The sequence below is a fragment of the Pseudomonas sp. CFBP 13719 genome, from assembly GCF_014842095.1.
In the GTDB taxonomy this organism is placed as follows: domain Bacteria; phylum Pseudomonadota; class Gammaproteobacteria; order Pseudomonadales; family Pseudomonadaceae; genus Aquipseudomonas.
On sequence record NZ_JACYVB010000005.1, the window covers coordinates 314551 to 329404 of the forward strand.

At 58.6% G+C, this 14854-nt stretch carries 17 protein-coding genes; 1 reads left to right on the forward strand and 16 read right to left on the reverse strand.

Going from position 1 to position 14854, the window contains the following annotated elements; translation table 11 throughout:
• Window positions 1–87 precede the first annotated feature (87 nt).
• The 3 genes from IFT57_RS17905 to IFT57_RS17915 form a co-directional block, all read right to left on the reverse strand.
• The gene (locus tag IFT57_RS17905) at window positions 88–1221 is read right to left on the reverse strand and encodes an acyltransferase family protein (protein WP_192152221.1); all 1134 of its coding nucleotides are present in this window, start codon (window positions 1219–1221) and stop codon (window positions 88–90) included.
• 301 nt (window positions 1222–1522) lie between these two features.
• Complete coding sequence (locus tag IFT57_RS17910) at window positions 1523–2053, reverse strand: single-stranded DNA-binding protein (RefSeq protein ID WP_122475629.1); 531 nt, start codon at window positions 2051–2053, stop codon at window positions 1523–1525.
• Between the two features lie 9 nt (window positions 2054–2062).
• Window positions 2063–3457, reverse strand: a complete 1395-nt coding sequence (locus IFT57_RS17915) for an MFS transporter (RefSeq protein WP_192152222.1) — start codon at window positions 3455–3457, stop codon at window positions 2063–2065.
• Window positions 3458–3622: 165 nt separating this feature from the next.
• Between IFT57_RS17915 and uvrA the strand changes: the two genes are divergently transcribed.
• Entirely contained in the window at window positions 3623–6457 is a 2835-nt protein-coding gene (uvrA, locus tag IFT57_RS17920; RefSeq protein ID WP_192152223.1) for an excinuclease ABC subunit UvrA, read from the forward strand.
• A gap of 192 nt (window positions 6458–6649) precedes the next feature.
• Here uvrA and bfr read toward each other — a convergent pair whose 3' ends face one another.
• From bfr to rplR, 13 genes are all read right to left on the reverse strand, one after another.
• Window positions 6650–7114 carry a bacterioferritin gene (gene bfr, locus IFT57_RS17925; RefSeq protein ID WP_122475635.1) on the reverse strand — a complete coding sequence of 155 codons (465 nt, stop codon included), beginning with the start codon at window positions 7112–7114 and terminating at the stop codon, window positions 6650–6652.
• 154 nt (window positions 7115–7268) lie between these two features.
• Window positions 7269–8717: a catalase gene (locus IFT57_RS17930; protein ID WP_192152224.1), complete on the reverse strand. Its 1449-nt coding sequence runs from the start codon at window positions 8715–8717 to the stop codon at window positions 7269–7271.
• A 182-nt stretch (window positions 8718–8899) separates the two neighbouring features.
• On the reverse strand, window positions 8900–9286 hold the full coding sequence (gene rplQ, locus IFT57_RS17935) for a 50S ribosomal protein L17 (protein WP_122475639.1): 387 nt from the start codon (window positions 9284–9286) through the stop codon (window positions 8900–8902).
• A gap of 42 nt (window positions 9287–9328) precedes the next feature.
• A complete protein-coding gene (locus IFT57_RS17940; RefSeq protein ID WP_007924176.1) occupies window positions 9329–10330 on the reverse strand; it encodes a DNA-directed RNA polymerase subunit alpha in 1002 nt (333 codons plus the stop codon).
• Window positions 10331–10352: 22 nt separating this feature from the next.
• On the reverse strand, window positions 10353–10973 hold the full coding sequence (gene rpsD / locus IFT57_RS17945; RefSeq protein ID WP_043192542.1) for a 30S ribosomal protein S4: 621 nt from the start codon (window positions 10971–10973) through the stop codon (window positions 10353–10355).
• Window positions 10974–10991: 18 nt separating this feature from the next.
• A complete protein-coding gene (gene rpsK, locus IFT57_RS17950) occupies window positions 10992–11381 on the reverse strand; it encodes a 30S ribosomal protein S11 (protein ID WP_002555466.1) in 390 nt (129 codons plus the stop codon).
• A 30-nt stretch (window positions 11382–11411) separates the two neighbouring features.
• On the reverse strand, window positions 11412–11768 hold the full coding sequence (rpsM, locus tag IFT57_RS17955; RefSeq protein WP_043192541.1) for a 30S ribosomal protein S13: 357 nt from the start codon (window positions 11766–11768) through the stop codon (window positions 11412–11414).
• A 129-nt stretch (window positions 11769–11897) separates the two neighbouring features.
• The gene (gene rpmJ / locus IFT57_RS17960) at window positions 11898–12014 is read right to left on the reverse strand and encodes a 50S ribosomal protein L36 (protein WP_002555468.1); all 117 of its coding nucleotides are present in this window, start codon (window positions 12012–12014) and stop codon (window positions 11898–11900) included.
• Window positions 12015–12042: 28 nt separating this feature from the next.
• Entirely contained in the window at window positions 12043–13374 is a 1332-nt protein-coding gene (gene secY / locus IFT57_RS17965) for a preprotein translocase subunit SecY (protein WP_043192540.1), read from the reverse strand.
• The gene (gene rplO / locus IFT57_RS17970; RefSeq protein WP_122475641.1) at window positions 13375–13809 is read right to left on the reverse strand and encodes a 50S ribosomal protein L15; all 435 of its coding nucleotides are present in this window, start codon (window positions 13807–13809) and stop codon (window positions 13375–13377) included.
• Between the two features lie 3 nt (window positions 13810–13812).
• Complete coding sequence (gene rpmD, locus IFT57_RS17975; protein ID WP_003176408.1) at window positions 13813–13989, reverse strand: 50S ribosomal protein L30; 177 nt, start codon at window positions 13987–13989, stop codon at window positions 13813–13815.
• A gap of 2 nt (window positions 13990–13991) precedes the next feature.
• Window positions 13992–14492, reverse strand: coding sequence for a 30S ribosomal protein S5 (gene rpsE / locus IFT57_RS17980; RefSeq protein ID WP_043192537.1), 501 nt, complete (start codon window positions 14490–14492; stop codon window positions 13992–13994).
• A 3-nt stretch (window positions 14493–14495) separates the two neighbouring features.
• On the reverse strand, window positions 14496–14846 hold the full coding sequence (rplR, locus tag IFT57_RS17985; protein WP_043192536.1) for a 50S ribosomal protein L18: 351 nt from the start codon (window positions 14844–14846) through the stop codon (window positions 14496–14498).
• Window positions 14847–14854 lie beyond the last annotated feature (8 nt).

The following is a 14854-nucleotide window of genomic DNA, read 5'->3' on the forward strand; positions in this document are numbered from 1 at the left end:
GCACTCGAATCGAACAGCCATTTTGCGTTTTTCTGACGCTGCCGTCACGCGCTATCAAAAAGAGGGGTTGGTGGCAGCCCCGCAGCCTCAGCCCGGCACAGCCTGCGCAGGCAATCGATGCCCCAGTAAACGACGCCCCAGCTTCTGCCCGTTGACCTCGATCAAGTGGTAGGTGATGAAGGAAATCCCGGTCACGGCCAGCAAGACCAGACCCACCATCAGGTTGTTGAGCCACGGATAACCGCTGTCCAGATAACGGAAATCTCCGAACACCGGCGCCAGCGGCAAGCCGGTCTTCTTCTCCAACACCATGAACAGCAGGATCAACACACTCAAAATGATCACATGGGTCAGGTAGATCGAGTAGGACAGTCGCCCCAGCAGCTCGAACACACGCGTCTTCAGCACGTTGGAAACGATCCCGGCATCGAACGCATACAACGTCACAGTCAGACAGAACAGAGCGCTGGCCAGCACGGCCTTGTTCGGAGCTTCGCTGCTCAGGGTCCACACAATCAAACCACCCGCCAGAATCTCCAGCAGCGATGCGACGCCAAACCCCGGCTGCACCCGCTGGCGCAACGCCTCGAACACCTTGTAGCACAACGCGCCAGCGAAGAAGCACGCCAGCCCCTTGTAGGCCAGCGCGGTGAACGGCCCTGTCCCGCTGTACAGCATCGCCATGGAAACGATGACGATCCCGGCCCAGACCGGCACGCGACGCGCCGACGTGCACAGCACCACTGCGGCGAAAATCAAATACATGTAGTACTCGATGCTGATGCTCCAGGACGGATAGTTGAACGACATGTTTTCCGTCCACGGCGTCCACGCCTGGATCAACAGCAAGTTGGGCACGATCTGCGAAGGCGCATACATACCGGTGAACGGCTCCTTGTTGAAGTTGACCCCTTGCTGCGCGGCGCCCCACTTCACGAACTCGAAGACGATGAACACGCACAGCAAACAGACATGCAAGGGCGCCAGCCGAAAGGTGCGCAGAATGAAGAACCGCCGCAGGTCCAGATCGTGCCGCGCGCCATAGGCATGGGTGATCACGAAGCCACTGAGCACGAAGAAGAAATCCACGAACAAATCGGCACTGCGAAAGAACGCCAGCTCCGTCACGCTGCCGACCACGTGCAAGTGATACAGCACAACGGCCAACGCGCAGATACCGCGAAGACTGTCGAGCGCGTGAAAGCGTTGACCTGAAGCCATGACGTGATTCCGTTCGAAGGGTGTATCGGCTGCAGGCAGTGCGCTCCAGGTAACGAAGCGTGGGCAACAGGGCCGCGAAGTTGGAAAAAGCTTAGTGAAGCGGCGGGGCCAGGGCAAGGTAATACGCGATGCATATATTTATATTTTGCTGCTGCGAAAACAGCTGAAAAACTGGCGTCAAAGCGGCTTTACAAGGCCTGTTCGAAGCAGTGCACTCGCCTGCTTTTTGGCGAGCGGCAAAAAGCCCCGGTGCCAGGTGGCAGCGGGGCTTTTTCAGGTCATACGGGCGTGTAGCTATACCCTAGAACGGAATATCATCATCAAAGCTGTCAAAATCCGGAGCCGGCTGCTGCGCTGGCTGCTGCTGCGCAGGCGGAGCCGAACGCTGCTGAGGTGCCGACTGCTGTGGACGCGGCGCCTGCTGACGCGGAGCCGGTGCCGACTGCTGGTAGTTGTTGCCACCGCCGCCCTGCTGGTCGTTGTTCTGCGGACGGCCGCCCAACAGCTGCATGGTGCCCTGCATGTCGACGATGATCTCGGTGGTGTAACGCTTGATACCGTCCTTTTCCCACTCGCGGGTCTGCAGCTTGCCTTCGATGTACACCTGCGAGCCCTTGCGCAGGTACTCACCGGCGATCTCCGCAACCTTGCCGAACATCGACACACGGTGCCACTCGGTACGCTCGACCTTCTGGCCGCTCTGCTTGTCGGTCCACTGCTCGCTAGTGGCCAGGCTCAGGTTGGTGACCGCATTGCCGTTGGGCAGGAAACGGACCTCAGGATCCTGACCGCAAGTACCCACCAGAATGACTTTGTTAACCCCACGGGCCATAACGTTCTCCTAGGCTTCGCACGCTTCCGGCGCTGGGTTGACCAGACGCTCGAGGGCGGTGCGATCCAAAATTTCTTTGTCCAATTTGATATAGATGGCGGCCTCTTCTGCCACCACCACCGCATCTGTTACACCGGGCACGGTTTTCAACCGCTCGGCCAATCCCGTCTCGCGCATCGCTTGGGGCGAAAGCGGCAAGCGCAGACTGGTCACGTAGGGTGGTTCGCGCATAGTAACAGCTATGGCCAGCCACAGGGCGCACAGCGCCGCGCATCCGATGAAGACCACACCCAGGCCACCCTGCTGAAACAACCAACCGCCAAGGATGCCACCCATGGCCGACCCCAGGAACTGGCTGGTGGAATACACCCCCATGGCCGTGCCCTTGCCGCCGGCTGGCGAAACCTTGCTGATCAACGAAGGCAGCGACGCCTCCAGCAGGTTGAACGCCGTGAAGAACACCACCGTGCCAATGACCAGCGCCTTCAGGCTGTCGCCGAACGCCCAGAAGAACACCTCCACCAGCATCAAGGTCGCCACCGCGCCCAGCAGAACACGCTTCATCTTGCGCTTCTTTTCGCCGTAGATGATGAACGGAATCATTGCGAAAAAAGATACGACCAGGGCGGTCAGGTACACCCACCAATGCTGTTCCTTGGGCAACCCGGCACGCTCAACCAGCGCCAGGGGCAAGGCGACGAAGCTTGCCATCAGGATCGAATGAAGCACGAAGATGCCCAGGTCCAGGCGCAGCAGATCGGGATGCTTGAGGGTGGCCAGCATCTCGCTGCGGGTTACGCCCGACTCGCGATGAAGGGTATGCGCCGTGGCCTTGGGCACCACGAAGGCCACCAGCAGGATGCCGACCAAGGCCAGCGCACCGGTCGCCAGGAACAGGCCATGCAGGCCAAAGGCTCGGGTCAGCAGCGGCCCGACTACCATCGCCACCGCGAACGACACGCCAATGCTCATGCCGATCATGGCCATCGCCTTGGTGCGGTTCTGTTCGCGGGTCAGGTCCGATAGCAGGGCCATGACCGCCGCCGATATCGCCCCGGCGCCCTGCAGAACGCGTCCAGCGATCACGCCCCAGATGGAATCGGACTGCGCCGCGACCACGCTGCCGATGGCGAAGATCACCAGGCCGCCGTAGATCACCGGACGACGGCCGATGCGGTCGGAGATGACCCCGAAAGGGATCTGCAGGAATGCCTGGGTCAGGCCATAGGCGCCGATCGCCAGACCGATCAGGGCCGGGGTGGCACCCGCCAGGTCCATGCCATAGGTCGCCAGCACTGGCAGGACCATGAACATGCCCAGCATGCGGAAAGCGAACACCAGGGCCAACCCGCTGGCTGCGCGGGTTTCACCGCTGCTCATACGTTCGCTGTGGGGATCGTGCATGGATAAACCTCGTGTGAACCGGTGACGATTCTACCAGTCCCACCCAGTAACGGCACAGACGGCGACGCTATGACGCGCCTTCTTCATTTTTGCGCGCACTCACCGTGCCGTGCCATTGACAAGCCCCGTATACTCACCTGTTTACGCCCGCCGCGCGAGGCCGCCTTGGACAAGATTCTGGTACGTGGGGCTCGAACCCACAATTTGAAAAACATCGACCTGACCCTGCCCCGTGACAAACTGATCGTGATCACCGGGCTGTCGGGTTCAGGCAAATCCTCCCTGGCTTTCGACACCCTCTACGCCGAAGGCCAACGCCGCTACGTCGAATCGCTGTCGGCCTACGCTCGGCAATTCCTGTCGATGATGGAAAAGCCCGACGTCGATACCATCGAAGGTCTTTCGCCGGCCATCTCCATCGAGCAGAAGTCGACATCGCACAACCCGCGCTCCACCGTCGGCACCATCACCGAGATCTACGACTACCTGCGCCTGCTGTATGCCCGCGTGGGCACGCCGCGCTGCCCGGATCACGACATTCCGCTGGAAGCCCAGACCGTAAGCCAGATGGTCGACCTCGTCCTGGCGCAGCCCGAAGGCGCCCGCCTCATGCTGCTGGCCCCGGTCATCCGCGAACGCAAAGGCGAGCACCTGGCCATTTTCGAAGAGCTGCGCGCCCAGGGTTTCGTCCGTGCGCGCATCAACGGCAAGCTCTACGAAATGGACGAGCTGCCCAAGCTCGACAAGCAGAAGAAGCACACCATCGAAGTGGTGGTGGACCGCTTCAAGGTCCGTGCCGATCTGCAGCAGCGTCTGGCCGAGTCGTTCGAGACGGCGTTGAAGCTGGCCGATGGCATCGCCCTCGTGGCGTCGATGGACGACGAACCGTTCGAAGAGATCATCTTCTCCGCACGCTTTGCCTGCCCGATCTGCGGCCACGCTATCAGCGAACTGGAACCCAAGCTGTTCTCCTTCAACAACCCGGCCGGCGCTTGCCCGACCTGCGATGGCCTGGGGGTGAAACAGTTTTTCGACAACAAGCGTTTGGTGAATGGCGAACTGACCCTGGCCGAGGGCGCGATCCGCGGCTGGGACCGGCGCAACGTCTACTATTTCCAGATGCTCGGCTCGCTCGCCAGCCACTATCAGTTCAGCCTCGACGTGCCGTTCAACGAGCTGCCGGCCGACCAGCAGAAAGTCATCCTCACCGGCAGCGGCACCCACAACGTCGACTTCCGCTACCTGAATGACCGGGGCGATATCGTCAAACGTTCGCACCCGTTCGAAGGCATCGTGCCCAACCTCGAACGCCGCTATCGCGAAACCGAATCGGCCAGTGTCCGTGAAGAGCTCGCCAAGTTTCTCAGCACCCAGCCCTGCCCGGACTGCCGCGGCACGCGTCTGCGCCGCGAGGCTCGGCATGTATGGGTAGGCGAGAAAACCTTGCCCGCCGTTACAGGCCTGCCGATCGGCGACGCCACCGAGTACTTCGGCACCCTCGCCCTGACCGGACGCAAGGGCGAAATTGCCGACAAGATCCTCAAGGAAATCCGCGAGCGCCTGCAGTTTCTGGTCAACGTCGGCCTGGACTACCTGACCCTGGACCGCAGCGCCGACACCCTTTCCGGCGGCGAAGCCCAGCGTATCCGCCTGGCCAGCCAGATCGGCGCGGGCCTGGTCGGCGTTATGTACATCCTCGACGAGCCCTCCATCGGCCTGCACCAGCGGGACAACGATCGGTTGCTGGGCACCCTCAAGCACCTGCGCGACATCGGCAATACCGTCATCGTCGTCGAGCATGACGAAGATGCCATCCGCCTTGCCGACTACGTGGTGGACATCGGCCCAGGCGCCGGCGTGCATGGCGGCCATATAGTCGCCCAGGGCACCGCGCAGGAGGTCATGGACCATCCCGACTCGCTGACCGGCAAGTACCTCTCCGGCCGCGTGAAGATCGCCGTGCCAGCCAAGCGCACGCTGCGCAACAAGAAGCTTTCCCTGACGCTCAAGGGCGCTCGCGGCAACAATCTGCGTAATGTCGATCTGGAGATCCCGATCGGCTTGCTGACCTGCGTCACCGGCGTTTCCGGCTCGGGCAAGTCGACCCTGATCAACAATACCCTGTTCCCGCTCAGCGCCACTGCCCTCAATGGTGCAACCACGCTGGAAGCCTCGGCGCATGACAGCATCAATGGCTTGCAGCACCTGGATAAAGTGGTCGACATCGACCAAAGCCCGATCGGACGCACGCCGCGCTCGAACCCTGCCACCTACACCGGACTGTTCACGCCGATCCGCGAGCTGTTCGCTGGGGTACCGGAATCGCGCTCACGCGGTTACGGCCCCGGCCGGTTCTCGTTCAACGTCAAGGGCGGTCGCTGCGAGGCCTGCCAGGGTGACGGCTTGATCAAGGTGGAGATGCACTTTCTACCCGACATCTATGTGCCCTGCGACGTCTGCAAGAGCAAGCGCTACAACCGCGAGACCCTGGAGATCAAGTACAAGGGCAAGAATATCCACGAGACCCTCGAGATGACCATCGAGGAGGCTCGCGAGTTCTTCGATGCGGTACCGGCACTGGCGCGCAAGCTGCAGACCCTCATGGATGTAGGCCTGTCCTACATCAAGCTGGGGCAATCGGCGACCACCTTGTCCGGTGGTGAAGCACAGCGGGTCAAGCTGTCACGCGAGCTGTCCAAGCGCGACACCGGCAAGACCCTCTACATCCTCGACGAACCCACCACTGGCCTGCACTTCGCCGATATCCAGCAGTTGCTCGACGTGCTCCATCGCCTGCGCGACCATGGCAACACCGTGGTGGTGATCGAGCACAACCTCGATGTCATCAAGACTGCAGACTGGCTGGTCGACCTGGGTCCGGAGGGCGGCTCGAAAGGCGGCCAGATCATCGCCGTCGGCACACCGGAGCAGGTTGCCGAAATGAAGCAGTCCTACACCGGCCACTACCTCAAACCGTTGCTCGAACGCGACAAAGCCTGAAACCAAAAAGCCCCGCACAAGCGGGGCTTTTTCATTGCAAACAAACCCACCACACCAACCCTGAATCACACCAACCCTTGTAGACCACACCAACCTCTGTAGCAGCGGCGCAAGCCGCGTCGGCGGCCAGCACCATAACCCTGCAGAATCACCGCGCATCCCGCGTGGGCCTGAACCACCACTAAGATGAGATCAAAACTGCGACTGAAGGTAATTCTCCAAGCCAATGGACTTGATCAGCCCCTGCTGCTTCTCCAGCCAGTACGTGTGGTCTTCTTCGGTATCCGCCAACTGCACCCGCAGTATGTCGCGAGTCACGAAATCGCTGTGTCGTTCGCACAACTCGATGCCCTTGCACAAGGCCGCACGCACCTTGTATTCCAGACGCAGATCGGCAGCGATCATGCTCGGGACATCCGTACCGACTTCAAGGTCGTCCGGACGCATCCGTGGCGTACCTTCGAGCATCAGGATGCGACGCATCAAGGCGTCTGCATGACCTGCTTCTTCTTCCATCTCATGATTGATGCGCTCGAAGAGCTTGGCGAAGCCCCAGTCCTCGTACATCCGCGAGTGGATGAAATACTGATCACGGGCAGCCAGCTCGCCTGTGAGCAAAGTATTGAGGTAATCGATTACGTCCGGGTGGCCTTGCATCGCCGTATATCTCCTAGCAGAAAGGCATAGTTTGAACCAAGGTCGCGGATACGTCACGGCCTGCAGTGCATAAATACGCTAAAAAGCAGAGAAAAAGCGACAAAATAAAGCGAAAAACCGCCCAGATGAGGGCGGTTCTTCTTATCACTTAGGTTCAGCCCAACTGGATGCCCAGTGCCCTGGCGATCCCGTTACCGTAGGCTTCGTCGGCACGGTAGAAGTGCTGCAACTGACGCTCAACCACATCCGCACTGACACCCATCATCGCACCCGCAATGTTGTCGATCAGCAACGCCTGCTGCTCGGCGCTCATCAAGCGGAACAGAGCACCGGCTTGGCTGTAGTAATCGGCGTCTACGCGATGATCGAAGCGATCCGCGTCACCGTGCAGAGCCAGGGCCGGCTCGCGATACTGAGGCGCCTGCTTGGGCGCATCGGCGTAGCTGTTGGGCTCGTAGTTAGGCGCGGCACCGCCGTTGCTGCCAAAGGCCATCGAACCGTCGCGCTGGTACGAATGAACCGGGCTGCGGGGTGCGTTCACCGGCAGCTGCTGATGATTGGTCCCGACGCGATAGCGGTGGGCATCGGCATACGCGAACACACGGCCTTGCAGCATGCGGTCAGGCGACAGCCCTACGCCAGGCACCATGTTGCTCGGGCCGAAGGTCGCCTGCTCAACTTCGGCAAAGTAGTTCAGCGGATTACGGTTCAGCTCCAACATGCCCACTTCGATCAACGGAAACTCCTTCTGCGACCAGGTCTTGGTCACGTCGAACGGGTTTTCGTGGTGACGGTTCGCCTGATCCTCACTCATGATCTGCATGCATACACGCCACTTGGGGAAATCCCCACGCTCGATTGCATCGAACAGGTCGCGCTGTGCGTAATCCGGGTCGGTGCCGGCGATACGCGCCGCGTCGGCCGGCGCCAGGTTCTTGATGCCCTGAGCCGTCTTGTAGTGCCACTTGACCCAGTGCCGCTCTCCCTTGGCATTGATCAGGCTATAGGTATGACTCCCAAAGCCGTGCATGTGGCGATAGCCATCGGGAATGCCGCGATCGGAGAACAGAATGGTCACTTGGTGCAATGCTTCAGGTGAATGGGACCAGAAGTCCCACATCATCTGCGCGCTCTTCAGGTTGCTTTGAGGCAAGCGCTTCTGGGTATGGATGAAATCGGGAAACTTCATCGGGTCGCGAATGAAGAACACAGGCGTGTTGTTGCCGACGATGTCCCAGTTGCCTTCCTCGGTGTAGAACTTGAGGGCGAAACCGCGCGGGTCGCGCTCGGTATCGGCTGAACCGCGCTCGCCGCCCACAGTGGAAAACCGCAGGAAGGTTTCGGTCTGCTTGCCTACGGTACTGAAAAGCTTGGCACTGGAATATTCGGAGATATCTCGGGTTACCGTGAAGGTACCGTATGCGCCTGAACCCTTCGCGTGAACACGGCGCTCAGGAATATTCTCGCGATTGAAATGCGCGAGCTTCTCGATCAGATGGAAATCGTCCAGAAGCAAGGGACCACGCGGGCCTGCAGAACGGGAATTCTGATTGTCGGCGACCGGCGCGCCGCTAGCGGTGGTGAGGATCTTGCTCTGGCTCATAGACGATGTTCCTTGGTAAGGCTTGCTGTGTAGGCGCCGACTTCAGCGGCTTGGAGCAAGTATCCAAAAAACACCCTCATTCGACTAATGGGCAAATCTTCTCTACCTGATAGATTTTGACTAATCAGCAGACATAAAAAAACCGGACCTAAGCCCGGTTTTTCCAGAACAGACTGTTCGTCTTATTCAGCAGCTTCAACCGAGCCACCAACAGGACGATCAACCAGCTCGACGTACGCCATAGGTGCGTTATCGCCAGTACGGAAGCCGCACTTGAGGATACGCAGGTAACCGCCCTGACGGGTGGCATAGCGCTTGCCCAGATCGTTGAACAGCTTACCAACCATTTCTTTCGAGCGAGTACGGTCGAAAGCAAGACGGCGGTTTGCAACGCTGTCTACCTTGGCCAAGGTGATCAGCGGCTCGGCAACGCGGCGCAGTTCCTTGGCTTTTGGCAGGGTAGTCTTGATCAGCTCGTGCTCGAACAGCGACACCGCCATGTTCTGAAACATGGCCTTGCGGTGCGAGCTGGTACGGCTCAGGTGACGTCCACTTTTACGATGACGCATGGTTCATTCCTTACCAAACACTACGTTCGGTGATTACGACGATCAGGCAGTCGCCTTGTCGTCCTTCTTAAGACTTGCAGGCGGCCAGTTGTCGAGGCGCATGCCGAGGGACAGACCGCGGGAGGCCAGAACGTCCTTGATTTCGGTCAAGGATTTCTTGCCCAGGTTCGGAGTCTTCAACAGTTCTACTTCGGTACGCTGAATCAGGTCGCCGATGTAGTAAATGTTTTCCGCCTTAAGGCAGTTAGCCGAACGTACAGTCAGTTCCAGATCGTCAACCGGGCGAAGCAGGATCGGATCGATCTCGTCTTCTTGCTCGATTACCACAGGCTCACTGTCACCTTTGAGGTCGACGAACGCAGCCAACTGCTGTTGCAGAATGGTTGCAGCGCGACGGATGGCCTCTTCAGGATCCAGGGTACCGTTGGTTTCCAGATCAATAACCAGCTTGTCCAGGTTGGTGCGCTGCTCGACACGGGCGTTTTCCACCACGTATGCGATACGACGTACCGGGCTGAACGAAGAGTCAAGCTGCAAGCGACCAATGCTGCGGCTTTCGTCTTCATCGCTTTGACGCGAGTCGGCCGGTTCATAACCACGACCACGAGCTACGACGAGCTTCATGTTCAGGGCGCCGTTAGACGCCAGGTTAGCGATTACGTGATCGGGATTAACGATCTCGACATCATGATCCAGCTGAATATCGGCAGCGGTAACCACCCCCGAACCCTTTTTCGACAAGGTCAGCGTAACTTCGTCACGACCGTGCAGCTTGATAGCCAGGCCTTTCAGGTTCAACAGGATTTCAATGACGTCTTCCTGTACACCTTCGATGGCGCTGTACTCATGGAGTACACCGTCAATCTCGGCCTCGACTACTGCGCAGCCGGGCATTGAGGACAACAGGATGCGTCGCAGCGCGTTGCCCAGGGTATGGCCGAAACCACGCTCGAGAGGCTCGAGGGTGATTTTGGCGCGGGTTGGACTGACGACCTGCACATCAATGTGGCGGGGCGTCAGGAACTCATTTACCGAAATCTGCATGGATGCACCTATTTTCTAGCCCTTACTTGGAGTAGAGCTCGACAATCAGGCTTTCGTTGATGTCGGCGGACAGATCACTGCGAGCAGGAACGTTCTTGAAAACGCCCGACTTCTTCTCAGTGTCTACTTCTACCCATTCTACGCGGCCACGTTGGGCACACAGATCGAGAGCTTGGACAATGCGAAGCTGGTTTTTAGCTTTCTCGCGAATCGCGACCACGTCACCAGCACGAACCTGGTACGACGGAACGTTAACGGTCTTGCCGTTGACGCTGACCGACTTGTGCGATACCAACTGACGGGATTCGGCACGAGTCGAGCCGAAGCCCATACGGTATACGACGTTGTCCAGACGGCATTCGAGCAGTTGCAGCAGGTTCTCGCCGGTTGCGCCTTTCTTGCCGGCAGCTTCCTTGTAGTAACCGCTGAACTGACGCTCGAGAACGCCATAGATACGACGGACTTTCTGCTTTTCACGCAGCTGGGTGCCGTAGTCGGACTGGCGGCCACGGCGCTGACCGTGAATACCTGGGGCTGCTTCGATATTGCACTTCGATTCCAGGGCGCGAACGCCGCTTTTCAGGAACAGGTCAGTGCCTTCACGACGAGCCAGTTTGCATTTTGGACCAATGTAACGAGCCATTATCTATCGTCTCCTGAATTACACGCGGCGCTTCTTCGGCGGACGGCACCCGTTATGCGGGATTGGCGTCACGTCGGTGATGCTGGCGATCTTATAGCCACAGCCGTTCAAAGCACGGACAGCGGACTCACGACCTGGACCTGGACCCTTGACGTTGACGTCGAGGTTCTTCAGGCCATATTCCAGCGCAGCTTGACCAGCACGCTCTGCAGCCACCTGGGCAGCGAACGGGGTGGACTTGCGTGAACCGCGGAAGCCCGAGCCGCCGGAGGTGGCCCAGGACAGGGCGTTACCTTGACGATCGGTAATGGTCACGATGGTGTTGTTGAAAGACGCGTGGATGTGGGCGATGCCATCAACCACTGTCTTTTTTACTTTCTTACGAGGACGAGCAGCAGGTTTTGCCATGACTAGATTCCTGTCGATTCGCTGGTGCGATTACTTGCGGATCGGCTTACGCGGACCTTTACGGGTACGCGCGTTGGTCTTGGTACGCTGACCGCGTACTGGCAGACCACGACGATGACGAAGACCGCGATAGCAGCCCAGATCCATCAAGCGCTTGATTTTCATGTTGATTTCGCGGCGCAGATCACCTTCGGTGGTGAACTTCGCCACTTCGCCACGCAGCTGTTCAATCTGCTCGTCGCTCAGATCCTTGATCCGTGCGGCTGGGTTGACCCCAGTGTCTGCACAGATTTTCTGTGCAGTAGTGCGACCAACACCATAGATGTAGGTCAGCGAGATAACAGTGTGCTTGTTATCTGGAATGTTAACGCCTGCAATACGGGCCATTCAGTGGGACTCCAATTGACAGCTACCTACGCCCCGGAAGCCAAGAAATAGGGCGCGAGATAATATCGCTGTAATAACAAATAATCAACCCGGCAGCGCACTAGCTGCCGGGCTTGTAGCACATCACAGTCAGCCTTGGCGCTGTTTGTGACGCGGCTCTGCGCTGCAAATGACTCGAACGACGCCTTCGCGACGAATGATTTTGCAGTTACGGCACAGCTTTTTCACCGATGCACGAACTTTCATTGCCAACTCCTCGAACCTTAAGGGACTGTCAGCGCAGCAGACCGCTGCCACCGTAGCCTTTCAGGTTGGCTTTCTTCATCAGGGATTCGTACTGGTGCGAAACGAGGTGCGATTGTACTTGGGACATAAAGTCCATCACAACCACTACCACAATCAGCAACGAGGTCCCGCCAAGGTAGAACGGAACGTTTGCAGCCACCACCAGGAACTGTGGAAGCAAGCAGACGCACATCATGTACAGGGCACCGAACATGGTCAAACGAGTCAGAACGCCATCAATGTAGCGCGCCGACTGCTCGCCTGGACGAATACCCGGAATAAAGGCACCGGACTTCTTCAGGTTTTCCGCCACGTCTTTCGGATTGAACATCAACGCCGTATAGAAGAAGCAGAAGAAAATGATCCCTGCACTAAACAGCAGAATGTTCAACGGCTGACCAGGAGCGATCGACTGCGAGACGTCCTGCAACCAGCCCATACCTTCGGACTGACCGAACCAGGAGCCCAGCGAAGCCGGGAACAGCAAGATGCTGCTCGCGAAAATGGCAGGAATCACACCGGCCATGTTCACTTTCAGCGGCAAGTGGCTGGTCTGCGCAGCGAAGACCTTGCGGCCCTGCTGACGCTTGGCATAGTGAACGGCTATTCGCCGCTGACCACGCTCGATGAACACCACGAAACCGATAATCGCTACCGCCAGCAGACCGATCGCAACCAGCGCGAAGATGTTGATATCGCCCTGACGTGCAGACTCGAAAGACTGCCCGATCGCTCTCGGAAGACCAGCAACGATACCCGCGAAGATCAACATCGAGATACCGTTACCCACACCACGCTCAGTGATCTGCTCGCCCAGCCACATCATGAACATCGCGCCCGCCACGAAAGTGGAGACCGCCACGAAGTAGAAGCTGAAACTTGCAGTGAACGCCACACCCTGGTTGGCCAGGCCGATCGACATGCCGATCGCCTGCACCAAGGCCAGGATGACGGTGCCATAGCGGGTGTACTGGCTGATCTTGCGACGGCCAGCTTCCCCTTCCTTCTTCAACTGCTCCAGTTGCGGGCTCACGGCGGTCATCAGCTGCATGATGATCGATGCCGAAATGTACGGCATGATCCCCAGTGCAAAGATGCTCATCCGTTCCAGCGCGCCGCCGGAAAACATGTTGAACAAGCTAAGAATGGTCCCCTCATTCTGTCGAAACAGGTCTGCGAGTCGGTCCGGGTTGATACCTGGAACCGGGATGTGTGCGCCAATTCTGTAGACGATGATCGCCAGGAACAGAAAACGCAGACGAGCCCAGAGTTCAGACATACCGCCCTTGCCTAGCGCTGAGAGAGCACCTTGCTTAGCCATTTATTCCTCGAACTTGCCGCCAGCTGCTTCGATAGCCGCACGCGCACCTTTGGTGGCGGCGATGCCCTTGATGGTCACAGCGCGAGTCACTTCGCCCGACAGCATGATTTTCACACGCTGTACGTTCTGGTTGATCACGTTGGCATCCTTCAGGGACTGCACGGAGACGATGTCGCCTTCCACTCGGGCCAGCTCGGACAGACGCACTTCTGCGCGGTCCATGGCTTTCAGGGAAACGAAACCGAACTTCGGCAGGCGACGATGCAGCGGCTGTTGGCCGCCTTCAAAGCCTGGAGCGATGGTGCCACCGGAGCGGGAGGTCTGACCTTTGTGGCCACGGCCACCGGTCTTGCCCAAACCACTACCGATACCACGACCCGGGCGATGCTTTTCGCGACGCGAACCGGGAGCTGGACTCAGATCATTGAGTTTCATCGATTAACCCTCTACGCGAAGCATGTAGTAGGCCTTGTTGATCATCCCGCGATTCTCGGGAGTATCCTGGACTTCTACAGTGTGACCGATGCGACGCAGACCCAGACCCTTAACGCACAATTTGTGGTTAGGGATACGGCCGGTCATGCTTTTGATCAGCGTAACTTTTACAGTAGCCATGATCAGATGATCTCCTCAACGTTCAGACCGCGTTTGGCGGCGATGGACGACGGGGACTGCATGGCTTTGAGACCCTTGAACGTAGCGTGAACCACGTTGACGGGGTTGGTCGAGCCGTAGCATTTGGCCAGAACGTTCTGGACACCAGCGACTTCGAGAACGGCACGCATTGCGCCGCCAGCGATGATACCGGTACCTTCCGAAGCAGGCTGCATGTACACCTTCGAAGCGCCGTGTGCGGACTTCATGGCGTATTGCAAGGTGGTCCCGTTCAGGTCCACTTGAATCATGTTGCGACGAGCTGCTTCCATAGCTTTCTGGATGGCAGCAGGCACTTCACGAGACTTGCCACGGCCGAAGCCAACACGGCCCTTGCCATCACCTACCACGGTCAACGCGGTGAAGGTGAAGATACGACCGCCTTTGACGGTCTTGGCAACGCGGTTAACTTGAACCAGCTTCTCGATGTAGCCTTCGTCGCGCTTTTGGTCGTTATTTGACATAACTTAGAACTCCAGCCCAGCTTCACGAGCGCCATCGGCCAGCGCTTTGACGCGACCGTGGTACTTGAAGCCAGAGCGGTCGAAAGCCACCTGCGAGACGCCAGCGGCCTTAGCACGCGAAGCGACCAGCTGGCCAACCTTAGTGGCCGCGTCAATGTTGCCAGTGGCACCATCACGCAATTCTTTGTCCAAAGTCGAGGCGCTTGCCAAGACCTTGCTGCCGTCGGCCGAGATGACCTGGGCATAGATGTGCTGCGAAGAGCGGAACACGCAGAGACGCACGACTTCGAGTTCGTGCATTTTCAGGCGTGCTTTGCGAGCGCGACGCAGTCGAGTAACTTTTTTGTCGGTCATTTGCTATG